This window comes from Novibacillus thermophilus, assembly GCF_002005165.1.
GTDB classification, from domain to species: Bacteria; Bacillota; Bacilli; order Thermoactinomycetales; family Novibacillaceae; genus Novibacillus; species Novibacillus thermophilus.
Map to the genome: position 1 here is coordinate 2,934,470 of NZ_CP019699.1, position 19,029 is coordinate 2,953,498.

18 protein-coding genes and 3 pseudogenes are annotated in these 19,029 nt (G+C 51.2%); 16 read left to right on the forward strand and 5 right to left on the reverse strand.

What is annotated here, in order from left to right; translation table 11 throughout:
• Window positions 1-50: 50 nt before the first annotated feature.
• The 4 genes and pseudogenes from B0W44_RS14275 (at window position 51) to B0W44_RS14290 (ending at window position 3,620) form a co-directional block, all read left to right on the forward strand.
• Window positions 51-1,033 (forward strand): annotated as a pseudogene (locus tag B0W44_RS14275) (tripartite tricarboxylate transporter substrate binding protein).
• A 57-nt stretch (window positions 1,034-1,090) separates the two neighbouring features.
• The gene (locus B0W44_RS14280; RefSeq protein ID WP_077720608.1) at window positions 1,091-1,549 is read left to right on the forward strand and encodes a tripartite tricarboxylate transporter TctB family protein; all 459 of its coding nucleotides are present in this window, start codon (window positions 1,091-1,093) and stop codon (window positions 1,547-1,549) included.
• Window positions 1,550-1,571: 22 nt separating this feature from the next.
• Complete coding sequence (locus B0W44_RS14285; protein ID WP_077721424.1) at window positions 1,572-3,068, forward strand: tripartite tricarboxylate transporter permease; 1,497 nt, start codon at window positions 1,572-1,574, stop codon at window positions 3,066-3,068.
• A gap of 312 nt (window positions 3,069-3,380) precedes the next feature.
• The gene (locus B0W44_RS14290) at window positions 3,381-3,620 is read left to right on the forward strand and encodes a hypothetical protein (RefSeq protein WP_077720609.1); all 240 of its coding nucleotides are present in this window, start codon (window positions 3,381-3,383) and stop codon (window positions 3,618-3,620) included.
• Between the two features lie 127 nt (window positions 3,621-3,747).
• On the opposite strand, the gene B0W44_RS14295 is transcribed toward B0W44_RS14290, so the two are convergent.
• Entirely contained in the window at window positions 3,748-3,969 is a 222-nt protein-coding gene (locus B0W44_RS14295; RefSeq protein WP_149027033.1) for a hypothetical protein, read from the reverse strand.
• Window positions 3,970-4,126: 157 nt separating this feature from the next.
• Between B0W44_RS14295 and B0W44_RS14300 the strand changes: the two genes are divergently transcribed.
• The 8 genes and pseudogenes from B0W44_RS14300 (at window position 4,127) to B0W44_RS14335 (ending at window position 10,401) form a co-directional block, all read left to right on the forward strand.
• Window positions 4,127-4,822 (forward strand): hypothetical protein, encoded by a 696-nt coding sequence (locus tag B0W44_RS14300; RefSeq protein WP_077720611.1) that lies wholly within the window; start codon window positions 4,127-4,129, stop codon window positions 4,820-4,822.
• On the forward strand, window positions 4,819-5,286 hold the full coding sequence (locus tag B0W44_RS14305) for a cell wall elongation regulator TseB-like domain-containing protein (RefSeq protein ID WP_077720612.1): 468 nt from the start codon (window positions 4,819-4,821) through the stop codon (window positions 5,284-5,286). Before B0W44_RS14300 ends, B0W44_RS14305 begins: the two co-directional genes overlap by 4 nt.
• Window positions 5,287-5,415: 129 nt before the next feature.
• Window positions 5,416-5,955, forward strand: a complete 540-nt coding sequence (locus B0W44_RS14310) for a hypothetical protein (RefSeq protein WP_077720613.1) — start codon at window positions 5,416-5,418, stop codon at window positions 5,953-5,955.
• Window positions 5,948-7,642, forward strand: coding sequence for an AAA family ATPase (locus tag B0W44_RS14315; protein WP_077720614.1), 1,695 nt, complete (start codon window positions 5,948-5,950; stop codon window positions 7,640-7,642). The genes B0W44_RS14310 and B0W44_RS14315 overlap by 8 nt, the downstream gene beginning before the upstream one ends.
• 425 nt (window positions 7,643-8,067) lie before the next feature.
• The gene (locus B0W44_RS14320) at window positions 8,068-8,295 is read left to right on the forward strand and encodes a hypothetical protein (RefSeq protein ID WP_077720615.1); all 228 of its coding nucleotides are present in this window, start codon (window positions 8,068-8,070) and stop codon (window positions 8,293-8,295) included.
• 83 nt (window positions 8,296-8,378) lie between these two features.
• Window positions 8,379-8,765, forward strand: a complete 387-nt coding sequence (locus tag B0W44_RS14325; RefSeq protein WP_149027035.1) for a hypothetical protein — start codon at window positions 8,379-8,381, stop codon at window positions 8,763-8,765.
• A gap of 5 nt (window positions 8,766-8,770) precedes the next feature.
• Complete coding sequence (locus B0W44_RS14330; RefSeq protein ID WP_077720617.1) at window positions 8,771-9,058, forward strand: hypothetical protein; 288 nt, start codon at window positions 8,771-8,773, stop codon at window positions 9,056-9,058.
• Window positions 9,059-9,220: 162 nt separating this feature from the next.
• A pseudogene (locus tag B0W44_RS14335) lies at window positions 9,221-10,401 on the forward strand (pyridoxal phosphate-dependent aminotransferase).
• 136 nt (window positions 10,402-10,537) lie between these two features.
• Here the strand turns inward: B0W44_RS14335 and B0W44_RS18250 are convergent.
• Both B0W44_RS18250 and B0W44_RS14340 read right to left on the reverse strand, forming a co-directional pair.
• Window positions 10,538-10,702 (reverse strand): hypothetical protein, encoded by a 165-nt coding sequence (locus tag B0W44_RS18250; protein WP_169835595.1) that lies wholly within the window; start codon window positions 10,700-10,702, stop codon window positions 10,538-10,540.
• Window positions 10,703-10,789: 87 nt separating this feature from the next.
• Complete coding sequence (locus B0W44_RS14340; protein WP_077720618.1) at window positions 10,790-12,010, reverse strand: CapA family protein; 1,221 nt, start codon at window positions 12,008-12,010, stop codon at window positions 10,790-10,792.
• 120 nt (window positions 12,011-12,130) lie between these two features.
• On the opposite strand from B0W44_RS14340, the gene B0W44_RS14345 reads away from it, so the two are divergent.
• Window positions 12,131-12,856 carry a DnaD domain-containing protein gene (locus tag B0W44_RS14345; protein WP_077720619.1) on the forward strand — a complete coding sequence of 242 codons (726 nt, stop codon included), beginning with the start codon at window positions 12,131-12,133 and terminating at the stop codon, window positions 12,854-12,856.
• A gap of 245 nt (window positions 12,857-13,101) precedes the next feature.
• Here B0W44_RS14345 and B0W44_RS14350 read toward each other — a convergent pair whose 3' ends face one another.
• On the reverse strand, window positions 13,102-14,217 hold the full coding sequence (locus tag B0W44_RS14350; RefSeq protein ID WP_077720620.1) for a S8 family peptidase: 1,116 nt from the start codon (window positions 14,215-14,217) through the stop codon (window positions 13,102-13,104).
• Between the two features lie 277 nt (window positions 14,218-14,494).
• On the opposite strand from B0W44_RS14350, the pseudogene B0W44_RS18675 reads away from it, so the two are divergent.
• Window positions 14,495-15,411 (forward strand): annotated as a pseudogene (locus tag B0W44_RS18675) (YheC/YheD family endospore coat-associated protein); the annotation flags it as partial.
• A gap of 39 nt (window positions 15,412-15,450) precedes the next feature.
• Window positions 15,451-16,644 carry a glycosyltransferase family 4 protein gene (locus B0W44_RS14360; protein ID WP_228441686.1) on the forward strand — a complete coding sequence of 398 codons (1,194 nt, stop codon included), beginning with the start codon at window positions 15,451-15,453 and terminating at the stop codon, window positions 16,642-16,644.
• Window positions 16,645-16,659: 15 nt separating this feature from the next.
• Here the strand turns inward: B0W44_RS14360 and B0W44_RS14365 are convergent, their stop codons facing one another.
• Window positions 16,660-17,871 carry a UDP-N-acetylmuramoyl-tripeptide--D-alanyl-D-alanine ligase gene (locus tag B0W44_RS14365; protein ID WP_169835597.1) on the reverse strand — a complete coding sequence of 404 codons (1,212 nt, stop codon included), beginning with the start codon at window positions 17,869-17,871 and terminating at the stop codon, window positions 16,660-16,662.
• Between the two features lie 352 nt (window positions 17,872-18,223).
• Here B0W44_RS14365 and B0W44_RS14370 point away from each other — a divergent pair, with 352 nt between their 5' ends.
• Window positions 18,224-18,976, forward strand: coding sequence for a sugar phosphate nucleotidyltransferase (locus B0W44_RS14370; protein WP_077720624.1), 753 nt, complete (start codon window positions 18,224-18,226; stop codon window positions 18,974-18,976).
• The last annotated feature ends 53 nt before the right edge of the window (window positions 18,977-19,029 follow it).

The following is a 19,029-nucleotide window of genomic DNA, read 5'->3' on the forward strand; positions in this document are numbered from 1 at the left end:
ATAGTGCCAACTGAACCAAAGGAGAGGTGACTTCGGTGAAGAAAATTCTGATGCTCAGTTTGGCACTGCTATTGACGAGTTTAACCGCTTGTGCCAGTGACGACGGGGAATCGACGGCAGAAGGACAATGGGAACCGGAAAAGTCGATTGAAATTGTCGCGCCTGCCGGCGCAGGGGGAGGCTGGGATACGACGGCGAGAATGGCTGCTGAGGTGTTTGAACAAGAAGGGATCATCGACAAAGGCATGGCCGTCGTGAACAAGGAAGGAGGCGGTGGTGCAGTCGGATGGTCGTACATTGCAGGGAAAAGGGGAGATCCTCACTTTTTGTTTGTAGCGTCCCCCCGCTGTTACTCGTTCCGTTAAACGGACAGTCTGAATACCGTTACGATGATTTTACGCCAATCGCCAATGTGATTTCCGATTACGCCGCTTTTGCAGTGCGGGCTGATGCGAAATGGGACAACCTGAACGATTTGTTCGCGGACATGAAGGAAAGCCCGTCTGACATAACAGTTATCGGGGAGTCGTCCCCCGGCAGTATGGATCACATTCAATTCGCCAAAATCGCAAAGGCAGCCGGTGTCGATATCACAAAAATTAAATACGTGTCCGCGCAGGACGGCAGTGCCATGACGAACTTGCTCAACGGGAGTGCCGACGTATATTCAACCGGTGTCACTGAAACAATTGAGCAAGTCCGTGCCGGCAAAATTAAAGTGTTGGGGGTGACTTCTGAAGAACGTCTGACAGGCGACGTGATGGAAGACTTCCCCACCGCGAAAGAACAAGGCATTGATGAGACCTTTGTCAACTGGCGTGGGTTTTTTGGACCACCGGATATGAGTGAATCTGCACGCATTTACTACGAAGAAAAATTCAAGCAGCTGAATGACTCTGAAGGGTGGCAGGACATTCGCGAGAAATACGGGTGGAATGAATGGTTTATGGACAGTGAAGATTTCGAGGTGTTCTTGTCGGAAGAAGAACAGTCTATGCAGGAGTTGCTGGATGAGCTCGGACTGGGTGACTAGAGGGCTGCACCACTCAGTATTCCTGGTCTTGAAAAAGTTTGGACAGGGTGAAATGCGATGTTAAAACCGACCGACCGAAAAATCAGTCTCGTTTTAATTGCAATTTCCATCTGGTATGTCTATTTAAGCTTGCGATTGCCCAGTTATCCGTACGTCCCAGTAGATGCCGATGTGGTACCGATTGGACTCGGTACACTCTTGCTCATATTGTCGCTAATCCTGTTTTTCAGTTCCGATCGAGAAAGTGAAGACAAAGAGCAAAAGCGAACGGTATCAAAACAACAGGCTGGGAAACTGTTCGGTGTGTTTCTATTCCTGCTCCTTTATGTCGCATTGCTGGAGAGGGTCGGATTCATTGCGGTATCGACGCTGTTTTTGTTTACGTGTACCCGCTTTCTCGGTTATCGGCGGAACATCGTTAACGGTATCGTTTCCATAGTCGTTCCGTCCGTTCTCTACACATTGTTTCGATATGGTTTAGGCATCCATCTGCCGCAAGGTATCGCTCCCTTTTGAACGTGAGGTGAAGGATGTGGCCATGCTCGACGGTCTTGTGAGCGGCATTCAAACAGCTTTCAGTCTGCAAGGTTTGTTGTTCGTCTTCATCGGTGTTTTGGTCGGCACGTTTATCGGCATGATGCCGGGACTAGGGCCTATTAGCGCCATTGCGCTCATGATTCCCGTCACGTACGGAATGGATCCGGCAGTAGCCCTAATTTTAATGGCCGGTGTTTACTACGGCGCTATTTTCGGAGGCTCTACGTCATCCATCTTGTTAAACGCTCCAGGTATTTCCGGAACGGTGGCAACGGCGTTCGACGGCTACCCGATGGCGCAGAGAGGAGATGCGGGCAAAGCTCTCGCTATAGCGGCAATTGCGTCTTTCGTCGGAGGCACAGTTAGTGTCATTCTGCTCATGCTGTTTGCACCAGTGCTGTCCAGCGTGGCAATCGTGTTCGGCCCACCGGAGTATTTCGCCTTGATGTTACTCGGGCTAACGGCGATTACCAGTCTATCTGAAGGTTCGACGGTGAAAGCGTTAATTTCGGCCGTGCTCGGTTTCATGGCCGTCACCGTCGGCATCGATTCGCAAACCGGAACGCCGCGTTTCACTTTTGGTAATCCTAACCTTTTGGAAGGGATCGACTTCCTCGTAGTGGCTCTCGGGCTGTTCGCTCTCGCGGAAGTGTGCACGCTGGTCGCCCATCGTAAACCGGCATTTAATAGCCACAATAAAACGATTGGCAGTCTGAAATTGACGAAAGCGGATTTTAAGGAAATGAGCGGGCCGATGGGACGCCATTCGTTGATTGGTTTTATTCTCGGAGTCCTCCCCGGGGCCGGTGCGACAATCGCTTCGTTTATCAGCTATGTCTTGGAAAAGCGGTTGTCCAAGCATCCTTCGGAATTTGGCAAAGGTTCTATCAAAGGTTTGACTGCACCCGAGACAGCTAATAACGCTGCCACGAGCGGAGCTTTTGTACCGTTACTCAGTCTCGGCATCCCGGGCTCCGGTACGACCGCGGTACTGCTCGGGGCGCTGCTCGTCCTCGATGTCAATCCGGGACCACTACTCATGCAAGATCGACCGGACATATTCTGGGGAGTGATCGTCAGCATGTATATCGGAAACGTTTTTTTGCTGATCTTAAATCTCCCTCTCATCCCTTATATTGCCAAAGTTCTGGCTATACCGCGCCCGATGTTGATTTCGCTCATCATCGTGTTTTGTGTCATCGGTGTGTACGCCATCAGTTTTAATGTCTTCGATCTTTACGTATTGTTGGCATTTGGTGCTATTGGGTACTTGATGCGGCTGTTTTCCTTTCCGGCAGCTCCTTTTATTCTGGCCTTCATTCTCGGCGGGATGATGGAGAACGCCCTCAGGCAAAGTTTGACGATATCAAACGGCCAACTCTCGATCTTTTGGTCTCAGCCGATCGCCTTTTCCCTCCTGATTTTGGCACTGCTTTCTTTAGCCCTTCCCGCATGGCAATCTTTCCGCTCCGGAAAAAGGACAGGCGGCAGCCATTGAAGTTTCTGATCGTTCAAAATCTCAACACGTCGTACTGGCCGGTCTATTGTCCGGCCAGTTTTCAAGCGAGCTTCTGAAAAACGGCAAACTTCAACTTCTTAACTTTAGGAGAGAACTGGATAAAGCTCGGATCGGATGCTGGGGAACGCAGACACAGGCCTTTTTGGCTGAGGGGAATTGCGTCATAAACGGTTCGACGTGTGAATGACGTCTCGTTGTTGTTCCTCGCCGATGTGTCAGTGAACACGAGTGAAACGGAATCAGTATGATCCGCCATGGGGAAAATGGCGGCCGTCGTCTCTAAAGCGACGAGTGCCGAAAATTTCGGTGACCGTTCGCAAAAGCGTACATGCCGGGCGTGACGCTTTAGCAGACCGGTCTTTGGAGAAAATATCGCCTGCCGCTTTCAGGGGGAGAGTTGGCGGTGATGGGGCCGGAGGCGGCCAAAACGCCGTGTACGGCAACACAATGGCTGAATTTCGTTCTGATTTTTTTCAGGGAAAACGGGAAGCATATGAACAGAAATATTCATTAACGCGACCGCGTCACTAGATTCTGTACTTTAAATTAATCAAACGTTTAGACGTGTACCGATTTTTAAATTTAAGACTGAAACAAAAAAATGCCCGGTTAAACCGGGCTGACAGCGGTAGGCATAGGTAGGACATTTTGGGATATACTAACGGTGACAAGACGAACACTCTGCGTCTATGCGAATGTGAAATCGCGGTCGCGATGTCTCCATCCAGTCTCCGTTAGTCAAACGATGACGGTAAGCCAGTGAAGCACAGCACTGTTCATTCACTTTTTCTTCAACCCATTGGGGAGCAATCCCCAGTTCCTGCAGATGTTTGGACAGGGACGGGTCCAGGGAGTGCAACCAGCTGACCAGCACCCTCACCTCCTTGTCTCCTGTAGCTTTAGTATGGCACGTCCTTTCCGCACTATGTCTAACAACTTTTGTACGGTTTAGCCAGCACTTTTCCACGGCATGCAGTTCTAAAAAGCGTACGACTGACATATGTTTAGTGAGACCGTTTACAGACGGAGGGTCCGAAATGCGCTTGTCGTGGAGAAATGCTGCAGTCATTCTCCTTCTGTGTTTGATCGTCGCCGCTTGCCAAAACGGCCAACAGGACAACAGTCCTCTCCAGAATCTTCCACGTCCGGATCCTGCCGAAATCGAACAAGTGATCAACCGCTTTCTCCAAATGGATGATCCTGTCGCTTATCGACTGTGGGCCGAGATTGACGGAAAAACAGTTGCCAGCATGAAGGGAACGGCAACAGGGGAGAGGTGGCAACTGGAAGGAGAACATGTTCGACAGTCCTTTGTCCGGCTATCCGGCCGCGGGGACAAGGTGGAGTGGCAGACGGACAAAGAGAAAAACGACGCGCATACTGCTCCGGAAATGTTTTCTCCCCGTGAACATATGCAACAGTTAAAAAACGGATTTCGAAATCTTTCGTGGGCTCCCGACAGCAGCAAACTGTCCCCGTCAGGTTGGAAAGCAGTGGCAATGTCTTTAACCGACGATCAAGTTGAGGAGTCGGTGCACACTATGTTGGGCGACCAAATGGCGACCCCGGAAATCGTGCGCAACGTGGCACAAAGAATGGAAGTCCGGTATACACTTTGGTACAATGAACATAGCCTCGATTTACATCAAATTCAGGTGGACGTCCTCAAGAGCGGGGAGACACGCGAACTCAAACGGCGCTTAATTTACTTGTTCGGGGAGTCGTCGGAGTGAAAAAGTGGTTTTTTATTGTCGGCATAGTAGTCCTTATCTTTATATGGCAACTGCTGCTCATCTATCGAGATTTCAAATCAGCAGAAGTCGCCAAGGCAGAAGACGCGTTAGCTGTAGCAAAGAGCGAAACGAATGTGGCTTCTGTCCTATCCGTTGACTACTATCCCGGAGACCGCGGCCATCACGTTATAACAGGAAAAAACCGTGACGGAGAGAAAGTCGTCATTTGGGTGCAGGACGACGACGTATGGAGTGAACGTCTTTCTGACGGCGTCAGTCGGGACGACATTTTGTCCCAGTTGCCTGAAGCTAATATTAAACGGATCTTGCCGGGGCTTATCACGGAGAAAAACGGGGAGAAACGGCCCATTTGGGATGTGTACTACACGACTGAAGACGGAAAGGCGCAGTACGTGTACTTTGACTTTTTTACCGGTGAACAGATCCAGTCTATTTCACTGTGAGCCAAGCCACCGAGCCCGCTGCAACAAAACGTTGCGGCGGGCTTTTGTACAATTCTTCCATCATTTGAACGTATCCTTTTATGTTATACTTACGACAGTGAGAGAGTAGTAGAAGGGGGGGACGAGGCATTGAAAATCCGTCCGTTTCCCGCTGTTGTGAGCCTTGTAACGGCTTTAGCTTTTTTGTTTGGCGGCTGGTTTTTATACCAGTGGCTGGACGTGAAACAACCGGTTGCAGAATTGCTAGACGGGGAAAAGCATATCAACCGTTACGATATAACCGTCACTCCGGCTGGTGTGACCGTTGAACTGGACGTGGCACCCGACTTTTCGCTGACGAGGGACTACCTCGTTTTAATGGAGCGCATTCGAGATGAGAGTGGTGAGCAAAATGTGACCTTGTCCCTTTTGGACAAGCCGAACGCCGACCTGCAAACGACGTGGCACGACCTTTATTTCATTGTGGCCGAAGGGATCGCCAACAAAGAGTACAGTGCGATGGTGGAACGGCTGAAAGCGCAATCGCTTGAAAAGGACGTGGACCTTCAAGTTGCCATGGACGAAAACTTCCTGTACGTGTGGTTACGGGAAAAACACGCCGAAAATGAAAGCCTGTTTCGCGCCATGCCCTTAGAACAGAATCGGTCGGAGGTGTACGCCGATGCTTAAGGAGGCTACACTCGGCATAACGGCGGCCGTCGTCGTCTTCCTGGCATTTCTCGGCCAGAATTTTATTCCGCTCATCGTATTCATTTTGGCCGTCACGGGGCTGTGGATGTTTATGCACATGCGCGGTCCGTCGTTCGGTTTCGGCAAAGTGAAGCGGACATCGTCGCGGGAGGGGGTGCCCCACACCACTTTTGACGACGTCGGCGGACACGAACGGACGAAGGAAGAATTGACAGAGGCCCTCAATTTCTTGGTACAGCGCGATGAGATCGAAGCGTACGGCATACGTCCGATTAAAGGCCTGTTGCTTTCCGGCCCACCGGGAACGGGGAAGACGCTGATGGCCAAGGCCGCCGCTCACTATACCGATTCCGTCTTTGTCTCGACTTCGGGCAGCGAATTTGTGGAAATGTACGTCGGTGTCGGTGCCAAGCGCATCCGCGATTTGTTTCGCGAAGCCCGGCAACTGGCCAAAAAGAATCGAAAAAAGAGCGCTATCGTATTCATTGACGAAATTGACGTCATTGGCGGAAAGCGCGAAGGCAGTCAACATCGGGAATACGATCAGACGTTAAACCAGCTGTTGACGGAAATGGACGGCATCGATACGTCCAGTGACGTGCAGATCCTTGTTGTGGCAGCGACCAACCGTCCCGACATGTTAGACAAGGCCCTTACCCGTCCGGGGAGATTTGACCGGCACATTCTCGTCGACTTGCCTGACAAATCCGCACGCCAACACATTTTAAAACTGCATTTAGCGAACAAGCCGCTGGGTGACGACGTCGACATCGAGGAAATTGCCCGGGAGACGTTCGGCTTTTCCGGCGCACAGCTCGAAAGTGTGGCCAACGAAGCGGCCATTTACGCCTTGCGGGAAAAAAGCGGCGTTATCCGGCAACAGCACCTTTCGGATGCCGTCGACAAGGTGATGATGGGTGAAAAAACCGACCGCCAGGCGACAGAAGAGGAACGGGAACGGGTTGCGGTACACGAACTCGGTCACGCCATCGTATCGGAAATCGTGCGTCCCGGCTCCGTTTCGCAAGTGGCGTTGAGTCCGAGGGGGAAAGCACTCGGGTACGTGCGGCAAAACCCGATGCGGGATCAGTACTTGTACACGCGGGATGAAATCGAAGGACAGATAAAAGTGGCGCTGGCCGGTGCCCTTGCAGAAGAAATGGTTTACGGCAACCGCAGTACGGGGTCGCGCAACGATTTTGAACAAGCAAACCGACACGCAGCGATGCTCATTGACAGCGGTCTGTCGGATTTGGGCATTGTCAACAAGGAGCTCGTCAACAAAGACAAATTGCAAGAAGAATCTTCCCGTATTCTAAACCGCTTGTTAGAAGAGACGAAGCAGCTGCTCAAGGACTATGAACACGTGTATTCCGAGGCGCTCTCCATTTTGCTGGCAGAAGAAGTTATCTCAGGCGACCGTTTCCGAAACATGCTTCACGCAGAACAAGGGAGGGAAAAAGGGGCGATCCCCATGCATGTGCTCATTGAACATGGTGGTGTGTGGTGGTTCCAGAAGCGGAACCGCCTTTTTTGTGCACGGCTACATATACTGGATGTAGATGTCTTGGTATGCTTCGTTCAATTCCTTCGGAATGCGAATTTCCAAAATTCCATCTTTAAAAAATGCCTTGCTTCCGTCGTATCGGCCGGCCGCAGGGAGTGAAATCGTCTCATCCCGATCCCCGAGCCCGGATATGCGCACTTTATTCGCGCTGTTAAAAGCGACTCCCAGTTTTCGCGTGTTGGCCCGTTCCGGGATGCGGACGCGTACGATCATGTCTTGATGGGTTTCAAACACGTCGGGACGCAGGCGATTTTGTGTAAACCCGCTAAAATGCTGACTAGACGGGATCGCCTGGGAGATCATGTTTTGGATATAACCATCTAGCCACGACAAATCGTAGTTGAAAGCGTCTCTGTATCCCCGCATAAAGTTTTTTTCGAAGTCTTTCCAGTTTGAATCAAACGGATTAAACTTTCTCTGTGATCCAGACATTTGCGCTGCCTCCTCTTGCAGTCTCAACATTTTGATATAATCCCGACCACATACCAATAAACTGTAATAAAATGCGTTCGGAGGGATCCTTTGTGGCACACATTCATTTAAAACGGTTAGAGATTCATGCCGTATCCAACGTGTCCGGTGTGTTTTCCGGACAGAACGTACAACACAAATGGCGCTACAGCAACAAACAAAATGAAGGATTCGGCACCTTTACGGGAAACGCGAACGTCGCGACAGAAGGTGTCAACGCGCTTCTAGATTCCGATGGCATTGACCAGTGGGTGAAACAGACGGTCGTCGAAAGCACATAGCGCTACGGTATATTTATTACCGAGACAACTATTTCGTGAGGAATGATACGTCACAAATGTTTGCGAGGCGGCACGCAAAGCAAATGAAGGCGTTACAAGAACGCCTCAAAAAAATAGAACAGACGTTAGACGAACTTTCACAAAAACATTCTGCCTACACAGTGAACATTGATCATTTACATGCGCACAACCCGGTTTTGGAAGAGCTTACGTTTCAGTTGGAACGTTTGGACATTGATACCGTCAGCGGCGCTTTGAACTTGGGAAACAATTTTGGGGTTCGCGTCATACAGGATGACGAACAGACGGAAACCTCGGCAAAACCTGAAGACAAAACCCGAGGCGGCAAGGACACTCCTGACGAAAGCAGGCCAACGGAGGGAGCCGCTCGTTACAGCAGTCACATGGAAACAACAGCTAACGGTTTCCGCTTTCGATTTAGCGGTTGTCACAACGACGAGAAAGGATGATGGCGATGTCTCTCACATCACCGACTTTTTATATCGGACACATTCGCATCGGCTCGGTAGAGGGGGCCTCGTGCGTCAATATAGGGAACAATTTGCCCTACGGTTTCGAAAGCTATAAAAAACATACGCAGGGGTTCGGAGAGGTTGGCGGTGACCATAACCGATTAACCGGTGCCCGTTCGGCTGTTTCCGATTCGGAGTTGATTGACATGCTGAACATGTCTGACGATGCCGATATCCCGGACTGGTTGCAAGACATGGTGGAGAAAACCTCCCGCGCGACAGTTGGTTGATCACGGCATAAAAAATCCCAGCGATTTTGTATCCTTTGTGAAATAGATACACTCCATGTTCCGCGTTTTTTTAAACAAATCGCCGAAAAAAGATCAGTGTGCTACAATGTATACTTGTAATGATACTCTATTCAAGATAGGACCAGGAAGGGGAACAGAATATTGCAATTATCTGATCGTGCACAGCAACTCACTCCGTCTGCAACGTTGGCCATTACAGCGACGGCCAAGGAAATGCGGGCAAAGGGATTGGACGTCATCGGACTGGGGGCTGGAGAACCGGACTTTAACACGCCGGAGCACATTCTCGAGGCTGCGGCGAAAGCGGCACAAGCCGGGTACACGAAGTACACAGCTGCCGGGGGACAGTAGAGCTGAGGGAAGCCATCGCCGAAAAACTAAAAAAAGATAACGGTTTAACGTACGATGTGAACCAAATTATCGTGACGAGCGGAGCCAAACACGCGTTGTACAATTTATTTCAAGCGGTGATCAACCCCGGGGATGAAGTGATCATCCCTGCGCCGTACTGGGTGAGCTACATCGAACAGGTCAAACTTGCCGGCGGGCGTCCGGTCATTGTGGAGACGAGTGAAGAGCGACTGTTTAAAGTGTCACCGGAGCAACTGGAACAAGCCATAACGGACAAAACGAAACTGTTTCTCCTGAACAGCCCCTCCAATCCGACTGGCATGATTTACACGCGCGACGAATTGCAGGCCTTAGGTGACATTTGCCTAACTCACGGCATCGGAATTGTGTCAGATGAAATATACGAACAACTGATTTACGAAGGTGAACACGTGAGCATTGCCAGTTTAAGCGATGACCTGTACACTAATACGTTTGTGATTAATGGCGTGTCTAAGACGTATTCCATGACCGGCTGGCGGATCGGATACGCAGCGGGAAACCGTGACGTCATTCAAGCGATGACGGGGATCGCCAGCCACAGTACGTCCAACCCGTCATCTGTCGCCCAGCATGCTGCATACGCAGCCATCACCGGAACACAAGAACCAGTGGCTCGGATGAAACAAGCGTTCGTGGAACGCCGCAATTACGTCGTCGAACGCATCAACCAAATCAAAGGGATCAAGGCTGTCAAGCCGCAAGGAGCCTTTTACGTATTTGCCAACGTGAGCGAGGTCATTGCTGATGCGAACAGCCGCTTTCGCGATGCCAGCGACTGGAGCAAAGCACTTTTGGAAGAAGTACATGTGGCCGTTGTGCCGGGAAATGCTTTCGGCGCCCCGCTTCACATTCGACTTTCTTACGCCACCTCCATGGAACAGTTGGTTGAAGCATTGGACCGCATTGAACGGTTTATCGCACGACAGTGAAGTTTGCAAGTATTTTCACCGACACCGGAGACGATACGCTTTGTCGTCTCGGTGTCGGTTTTTATTTGAATCTATTAAAAAAAAGGCTCATAGTTTGGCCTCGTATCTATAACGTTTTCACAGTGAGATTCATAGATTAGTAGTACCTCGACAAAGAGGAGGTGATCAGTTGAGTCGCAGAGACGACTGTCACCGTCGACGCCGCTTCCCGCGTCGTCGACGCATTCCACGCAGACGCCGCATTCCTCGTCGACGCAGATTTTGTCACTGTAAATTCCACAAGGACAAACATTTTAAACACGACAAAAAATGGGATTGTGATTAAGCGTCGTTGACCATAGAAACCAAATGGGTGGGCGATTGGATATCGCCCACCCATTTCACGTTTTCAATCAGCTTCCTCCAAGTGAAAGACTGGGAAACTTTCATATTGTTCCATGTGCGCAGTCGTCTGCTCCCACGCTTCCCGGACCATGTTGAACGTGAGGCCAGGGTACTCGTACGGCAGTGATTCGCTAGTGACGTGTTTTTCTTCAATAGGAAGAATGGTATACCCGATGCCGTTTTGTTCATATCGGTGGACGACGGTAGGCAGAAAGCGAACCTCTTTTAAAGCGACCGTCTCGTCTTCGGCATGCTTCTCAATATCGAGGTACAGGATGACTCCCTTATTGGCATAAGGGTTGGATACTGTATACGAAAACTGGTTTGAGACAAAGTTGCCGAGGGAGTATATCACAAACTTCTTTTCGCCACCGACTTCCATCTGTTCCATCGGTTGCAGAACGTGCGGATGTCCCCCCAAAATGACGTCCGCGCCCATCTCAAACACCCGGTTGACGAGTTGCCGCTGCTCCTCATTCGGTTCGCGATCAAACTCATTTCCGAAGTGAAGCCCGACAATGATAAACTCGGCGCCGTCTTTCTTCGACTGTTGGATGTCTTGTGCAATCACGTCTTCATCGATGAGGTTAACCAGGTACGGCTGGTCTTCCGGGACGGGTATGCCGTTTGTCCCGTACGTGTAGGCGAGAAATGCGAGCTTGATGCCGTTTTTTTCGACAATGAGCGGTTTGCGGTCTTCGGGCGTCGCCGCCGTCCCGACAGGACTCAAGCCTTTTTCCCGCAAAACGTTGTACGTGCGCACGGCTCCTTTCGCTTTCGAGTCCATCGTATGGTTGTTGGCTGTTTGAATGATGTCAAATCCCGCGTTTTTAAGGGCGTCTGCCATTGCGTCCGGGGCGTTAAACAAAGGGTAACCCGTATACGGTTCACTTCCGCCAAACGTCGTTTCAAGGTTGGCAAAGGTTAAATCAGCCGCTTCCAAGTACGGCTGAATATCTTGAAACACACTGTTAAAATCGTAACTTCCGTCGTGCTGTCTGGCCGCTTTTATTTGAGTGCTGTGTACCATAATGTCCCCTGTGGCCGCAAGAGTCACGCGTTTCGCCGGAGGCGGTTCCCGTTCGACAGCCTTACCTTCTGACATCTCGTCAGACGTCTCTTCCCTTTCCAGTTCCGACTGGTCAGTTGGCGGCATTTGACAAGCACCTAAGACGAAGGTGAGTATCAGCGTAAGCAAAAATGCCGCGACTTGCGATCGCTGCATGACGATCCCCTTTCTTCTAACGAGACAAACCCCTTACTAGTCTGGTACTCTCTCTTTCGTTTGTCAAGTCTGTCATTCGAGACGTCGAGTTGCTATGATAGGAGATAGAGGTGTTGGGACATGGCGAAGATGAACCGAAATGACTGGCGCGAGTTGATGGTGACGTTATTCCAAACCGGCACTGTCAACATTCCGTACGGGTTGTTGAAGTTTTATAAACAGTTGAATTTGAGCGAGGCAGAGGCGATGTTGCTCATGCACATCCTCTCTTTCAGGCAAATGGAAGGAAAGACGTTCCCAACCGTTCACGAATTGCAAGAGAGAATGGCGGTTCCGGCGAAGGACGTCGTCAGACATTTGCGCGAACTCGTCAGTAAAAAGTACATTTCCATCGTGGAAGAAACAGATGAAAACGGGCGGCTCGGGAGCCGGTACGATGTTCGACCGCTGTTCGAAAAACTGGCAGATCGTTACATACAGCAAATGGGTGCACATGTCATCCAGAAAGAAGAAGAGCGAGAAGCCGGTCTGGTGACGACGTTTGAACAAGAGTTCGGACGCCCCCTTTCACCGATGGAATGCGAAATATTAGTCAAATGGCTTGAAGAGGACAGGCTGAGTGACGAGCTCATCCTGGCAGCTTTGAAGGAAGCAGTTTTTACCGGCAAGTTAAACTTCAAGTATATCGACCGCATCTTACTGGAATGGAAGAAAAACAATGTGAATACTGTCGAACAGGCGAAACAACACGCTTTGAAGTTTCGCAAAAAAGGGTCCATCTACCAGTCGACTGACAAAAGGCAGCACACAGATGACTTTCCTTTTTACAACTGGCTGAAATCGTAAAGGTTAGGGAAGTGTGCAACTGAAGCGACCCGTACGATTGACACCGCCGTCCGCGTAAGACGACAACAAAGAAGGAGACCGCCCCGCCGCAGGCCCGGAGATAAACAGCAAGTGCACGTGAGTAAAAAGCTACCCCCACTGTGGGGTAGCTTTTATCGTGATGCTCGATGTGGCAAGAGCAAGGAGATGTCCCAAACGTCCCCTACACGATTGCGTCTTGCTTGTGCCGCAACACGACAAGACACCTATCTGACTTGAACGAGCCCAGCTCCCGTCAGTCGGTCAACCCCTTTTGGTGGAAGATCGATCGCATGTTTTTGCAGTATTTGTTTCACTTGAAGAGGCGTTACCTTTGGATACCGCCGTTTGAGAATGGCCGCCGCTCCGCTGACGTGGGGAGCAGCCATCGACGTTCCGCTTAAACTGGCGTATCGCCCGTCTTTAAAAGTGCTTAATATGTTCACTCCCGGAGCCGCGATGTCGACGCTTGGACCCGTCGAAGAGAACGGTGCACGCTGATTGTTGCGGTCGAGTGCAGCGACTGCGATCGTGTTAGGCAATCGGCCTGGCATTTGCACCGTATCCCCCTTCCCTTGTGAGTCGCCGTGATTGCCTGCCGAAGCGACGACGACAATCCCGTTTCTCACAGCCCTGTGAATGGCGTCTCTCATGACGACCGGTACCGTCTGGCCACCGCTGACACTGATATTCAAGATGTGCATGTTGTGCCGTATGCCCCATTCAATCCCTTTAATTAGCGTCGTCAACGTCCCAGTACCGTTTTGGTTTAACACTTTGATGGCGTAGAGGGACACCCCTCCAGCTACCCCGACGACGCCCCTCCCGTTGTTGACTGCCCCGATAATTCCGGCAACGTGGCTACCGTGCCCGTTGTCGTCCTGCGGAGCAGACGTGGGATTTACCAAGTTGACTCCGCCTTTTACGTTTGCGGCCAAATCAGGATGCTTTAAGTCAATCCCAGTGTCGATCACCCCGACCTTGACGTGCTTTCCGTCGTTAGGTCTCGGCCTGCCGCCCAAAACACGTGCGACATTCCAAGTCAACAGTTGACTGTCAGCCTTGACCAAAAAGGACGGACTGTTTGTGCGGTAGGATTTGCGGGAAAAGACTTTTTTTAGCTTGGGCTGGGGCAACATCAGTTGGCAATCTTTCTCAGCGCAACGCAGATTAGGGTCGGCTAAAATCTGGTTTAGTCGTTTCTTGGACGGAACCCGTGCCGAAACGATCTTGTTCGTCGGGCTTACGTAGTACACGGAACAGCCGAGTTGTCGCATTCTATTAATATTGGGCGTATTGCGAAATAGAAACGTATAGTAGCCGGATCGGTTCGAATCTATCACTTTGCATCACCTCTTGATACAAGAGTATGCCGTGATGATGCAAGTCGATTGGACGCAACGCTCGCGACAATAAGCCACCTGTCCCCGTTACCTTTTGCCAGAACGGGCCATATCATTGTGTATGAGTATCCGGAAGCCGTTTGTCCCGCTCCGCCGCATGGTGTTGTCACAAAGACGGAAAGAAAGCAGGAGGGGTGATATGAACCGCGATGTTGGTATCTTATTCAGTTCGGCAAACTTAGCCGCCTGTTTGACGGGAAAAAAAACGTACGAAGTCATGCCGCTGTATGAAAAATTCGCCCGGCAAAACGGGCTGCGTCCTGTTTTTTTTAATCTGAAACACGTTCAATTTCACAATTTGACGGTTAACGGGTACGTAAAAAGCGGACATACGTATGTACAAAAGGAGCTGCCTCTTCCTACTGTCATTCACAACCGGACGCGTTTAAGCCCATTGCACGATAAACCGCTCGCTCGGTTGCGCCGCATCCCCCACACTGAAGTATTTAACGGCACGAACTACTTCAATAAACTACAAGTCTCGCGCCTGTTAAAGCAGTGTCCAGACCTCACCCCGCATTTGCCAGATACAGAACAGTTAAAGCCCGCAACTGTCTCTAAACTGATCAAGCAGTATCCAGCCCTTTACTTAAAGCCGTTCGCCAAAAGTTTGGGTCGAGGGGTTCTGAAATGTGCAGCGTTGCCCGAAAATAAGTGGCAGATTCGTTTCCAAAAAAACGGTTCCGTTTATCAGCGCACACTGGACCAGGAAAAAGCACTTCCTTTCATTCGCCACATATGCGACAACCGCTACCTCGTTCAGCAGGCGATATCAGTCGTTCACGAGGACAGACGTCCTATCGACTTCAGAGTGTCCGTTCAAAAAGGGGGAGGGGAGAGTGGGGAGTGACAGGCATTGTCGCCAGGGTTGGGTTAGACCGGGCGATTGTCACCAACGTTGCAGCAGGTGGAACGTGTGTGCCGGCTCGACCGTTGCTAAAAAAGCGGTTTCCACACCAACACGACGCCATTTACGCCCAAATGCGAGATGTCGCCATCCGTGTCGCCGCCCAGTTAGAGAAGCACGACCCCACTTGTGCAGATCTCGGATTGGATCTGGCCGTAGATGAAGACGGACACATTTGGTTTATCGAAGTCAACGGACGGGACTTGCGCATCACTTTCCGCCATGCAGGAGAGCTCAACACGTGGCACAACTCCTTTCGCCGACCGATGGAATACGCCGCCTTTTTAAAGAAAAAGCAAAAATCTACTTTCACCCGGAAATTGCCGTCCGTGACGATCGTAACTCCCGGTTCCCTGCCGCTCGTATCATACAGAAGTGGATCAGTGGAAACAACGGCGACACGTCTGGCAAACGCCCTGGCACCGAAAACGGGCGTGCGGGTCGTCGGAGTCGCACCCCTGAAAGAAGGGAAGAAAACGGACCCAGTCTTCATTCCGGTTAACGAAAGTGACAGAGCGTCCTATTTACGACAGACAGCGGCCCAGATGCGCCGGTTTCCCAGTGACGTCATCCAGATCGAAAACCGTCCGACGTTTGTTCCGGTCGTGCGGAAAGCACATCCAGAAGGGCGTATCGTGCTTTCTCTCCACTCTGTCACCTACATTTCCCCTGAGATCTTGCCACGTCACGCCCTAGAACAGATAGTCGCCGCCTGCGACGCCGTTGTGACAAACAGTGATTTTCTAAAGGGCGAGGTACAGCAAAGGGTACCGCGACACGCACACAAAATTCACCGGATACACCTCGGTGTGGACGTGGAAACTTTTCGTCCGGTCGATAAAAACGGCGCGACCCGCAAACGGCTGAGAGAGCAATGGGGGCTATCCGATCAACCGACCGTGTTGTTTGTCGGCCGTCTCATCCCGCAAAAAGGGGTGCACATCTTATTGGCCGCATTGGAACACGTGCGAAAAGAAGTACCGGATGTGGCCCTCGTCGTCGTCGGCAGCCCCTATTACGGCAGAAATGTTGACACGGCATACGTTCGCCAAATTAAAAGACACGCTTCCAAATTGGGGGACGCCGTCCGCTTTGTGCCGTTCGTATCGCCGCAAAGCGTTCAAGACTGCTACAGTGTTGGCGATGTCTTCGTCACCCCTTCCGTCGGCAAAGAGGCCTTCGGTCTAGTCAACGTAGAAGCGATGGCCAGCTCTCTTCCCGTCGTCGCCCACGATGTCGGGGGGATAAAAGAAATTGTAGAGCACGGCAAAACGGGTTATTTAGTTCCGCCGAATTCGTCTGTCCAATCGTTGGCGGAGAAAATCATCGAATTGCTCACGGATGCTGAGAAACGCCGATCGTTCGGAAAAGCAGGACGCCGCCGAGTTGAAGCGCACTTTACGTGGGAACGGACGGCTGAAAGTTACGCTACACTGTACAACCGACTGTTAAAGCCGTAAGGGACCGAGCGGCCCTTATCCAGCTTTTAGCTGTTTGACTAATTTTTCAAAGTGCAAACTTCTGGAAGCTTTAAAGTAGATGACGCTTCCGGAGGGAGCACGGAGCAAATGGCGCAGGGCAGCTTCCCGTGTGCGAAAACTGACCGCTTTTTGTGGATTGAACCCTTTGCTCACGGCGCGGCGCGCAATGAGATTTGCATAGCGGCCTACGGTGACCAGTTGGTCCACCGGGTGGCGCGCAATGTAGTCACCCACTCGGTTGTACGCTTGCTGCGTGTAACTTCCCAGTTCTTTCATGTCACCGAGGACGGCAATCGATTTTCGGTTTCCAGACAGTGCGTTGAGGACGTTTAACCCGGCGATCATGGAGGTCGGATTAGCGTTCCACGCGTCGTTAATGAGCAGTGTCCCCCTCACACCTTTTACGAGTTGCAGCCGCATGTGCGGCTGTTTAAACATGGACAGGCCTTTCTGGATCTCAGCCATACTAAAGCCCATGGCGTAACAGATGCCGATGGCGGCCAGGGCGTTGTACACGTTGTGTTTCCCGAAAGCCGGGATCGTAAACGAATACGTTCGGCCGTTGACATGCACGTGAAAGGACATACCTCTGGAAGTGTACCGAATGTGTGATCCTTGTACGTGGGCGGGTTGATCGATGCCAAACCAGTAGCGGGACACGTTCACGTGTTCAGTTCGCAGCTTTCGAGAGCGATCATTGTCGGCATTGAGCCACACGACGCCCCCGTCACGCATTCCATCGATCAACTCTTGTTTCGCTTTCACAATATTGTGTGCCCCGCCGACGCTTCCGTAGTGAGCTTCTCCGACGTTGGTCACGGCGCCAACCTGCGGTCTCACGACCCGGCATTGCTTGGCGATGTTGCCCAGCGATTTCATCCCCATTTCCAACAGAAGTACGCGATGTTTGGAAGAGAGCCGGCACAAGTAGGTGGGCAAGAAACTCGCGGTATTCAAATTGCCTTCTGTTTTTACAATCGGGTACCGTCTTTTCAACACGGAGGCGACCATCGACGTCGTCGTCGACTTTCCGGCGCTGCCGGTAATAGCGACGGTCTTGACCGGGTATTGGCGAAAATTCCACAATCCTAAACGCCAGAAAGACCTGTATGGATCGCTTACTTGAATGACGGCTGTTTCGGCCGGAAACGACAGATGGCGGTAACGGGATGGAATGACAACCGCGAGAGGTCTGACCTGCTTCACAGCGGCGTACTGTTTATCAAAAGACGTTTTTTTCCCAAAAAAGTAAAGTTGATGACGGCGTACATATTTGGGCCTTCCATAGTTGACAGATGAGACCGTGGTGTCTGTCCTGCCTTTTATCAGCTTACCTTCAATAATGCTGCAAACCGAGCGGAGACTGACTGTTTTCAGAGAAACCCCCTCCTTTTGAATTCACTGGGGATAATCGCTCAGTTCACTATATGTGCAAACGTTTAGGACAGTGTTAGGTAGTCACCCAACTTGGCAGGCCTAAAATACGGGCTGTCGCGGCCGGACCTCGCGTTGAATAAGATAAAGCGCGACGTTGCATCTCGGTGAAGGAGGGCCACTGATGAAAGGCGTCATACTCGCCGGTGGAACCGGGTCGCGGCTGTACCCGATGACGAAAGTGACCAACAAACATTTACTCCCCGTCGGCCGTTATCCGATGATTTACCACCCGATTTCCAAGCTCGTTCAAAGCGGCATACAGGAGATTCTCATCATCACCGGCGTCGAACACATCGGTGACGTTGTTCGTCTCCTCGGCAGCGGAAAGGCGTTTTCCGCACAGTTTACGTACCGCGTACAGGATCAACCTTTGGGCATTGCTCAGGCTCTCGGAATGGCCCGTACGTTCGTGGGAAACGACAAATGCGTCGTCCTCTTGGGTGACAACATTTTCGAAGACGACCTCACACCGTTCGTCCACGACTTTCGAAAACAGCAGAGGGGCGCGAAGTTGCTTTTAAAAGAAGTCGCCAACCCACAGCGCTTTGGCGTTGCAGAAGTAAAAGACAACCGCATCTTGTCAATTGAAGAAAAACCGGCATCTCCAAAAAGCCCGTACTGCGTCACCGGCATCTACATGTTTGACCCCCTCGTCTTTGACTTGATCGACGAACTTGAACCGTCCGAGCGAGGCGAATACGAAATTACAGACGTTAACAACGCTTACATTCGCTGCAGCCAGTTGACATACGATATTTTAAACGGCTGGTGGACGGATGCGGGAACGCCGGAGTCGCTGTTGAGGGCAAACCAGCTTGCCGCTAACGCGGAACTGGCGTTCACACCGCCGTCATCCCGTGACGCGACTGGCTAAACCAGGCGTCAAAGATGAAAGCTGGGGAAAGAACGCGACTCATCACATCTAAC

Excerpts from the sequence above, each read along its gene's own strand:
- B0W44_RS14340 (WP_077720618.1), bottom strand. The coding sequence starts at position 12,010 with ATGCAGCGATCGCAAGTCGCGGCATTTTTGCTTACGCTGATACTCACC.
- B0W44_RS14345 (WP_077720619.1), top strand. The coding sequence starts at position 12,131 with ATGGCGAAGATGAACCGAAATGACTGGCGCGAGTTGATGGTGACGTTA.
- B0W44_RS14300 (WP_077720611.1), top strand. The coding sequence starts at position 4,127 with ATGCGCTTGTCGTGGAGAAATGCTGCAGTCATTCTCCTTCTGTGTTTG.
- B0W44_RS14285 (WP_077721424.1), top strand. The coding sequence starts at position 1,572 with ATGCTCGACGGTCTTGTGAGCGGCATTCAAACAGCTTTCAGTCTGCAA.
- B0W44_RS14360 (WP_228441686.1), top strand. The coding sequence starts at position 15,451 with ATGGAATACGCCGCCTTTTTAAAGAAAAAGCAAAAATCTACTTTCACC.
- B0W44_RS14370 (WP_077720624.1), top strand. The coding sequence starts at position 18,224 with ATGAAAGGCGTCATACTCGCCGGTGGAACCGGGTCGCGGCTGTACCCG.
- B0W44_RS14315 (WP_077720614.1), top strand. The coding sequence starts at position 5,948 with ATGCTTAAGGAGGCTACACTCGGCATAACGGCGGCCGTCGTCGTCTTC.
- B0W44_RS14330 (WP_077720617.1), top strand. The coding sequence starts at position 8,771 with ATGTCTCTCACATCACCGACTTTTTATATCGGACACATTCGCATCGGC.
- B0W44_RS14325 (WP_149027035.1), top strand. The coding sequence starts at position 8,379 with ATGAAGGCGTTACAAGAACGCCTCAAAAAAATAGAACAGACGTTAGAC.
- B0W44_RS14280 (WP_077720608.1), top strand. The coding sequence starts at position 1,091 with ATGTTAAAACCGACCGACCGAAAAATCAGTCTCGTTTTAATTGCAATT.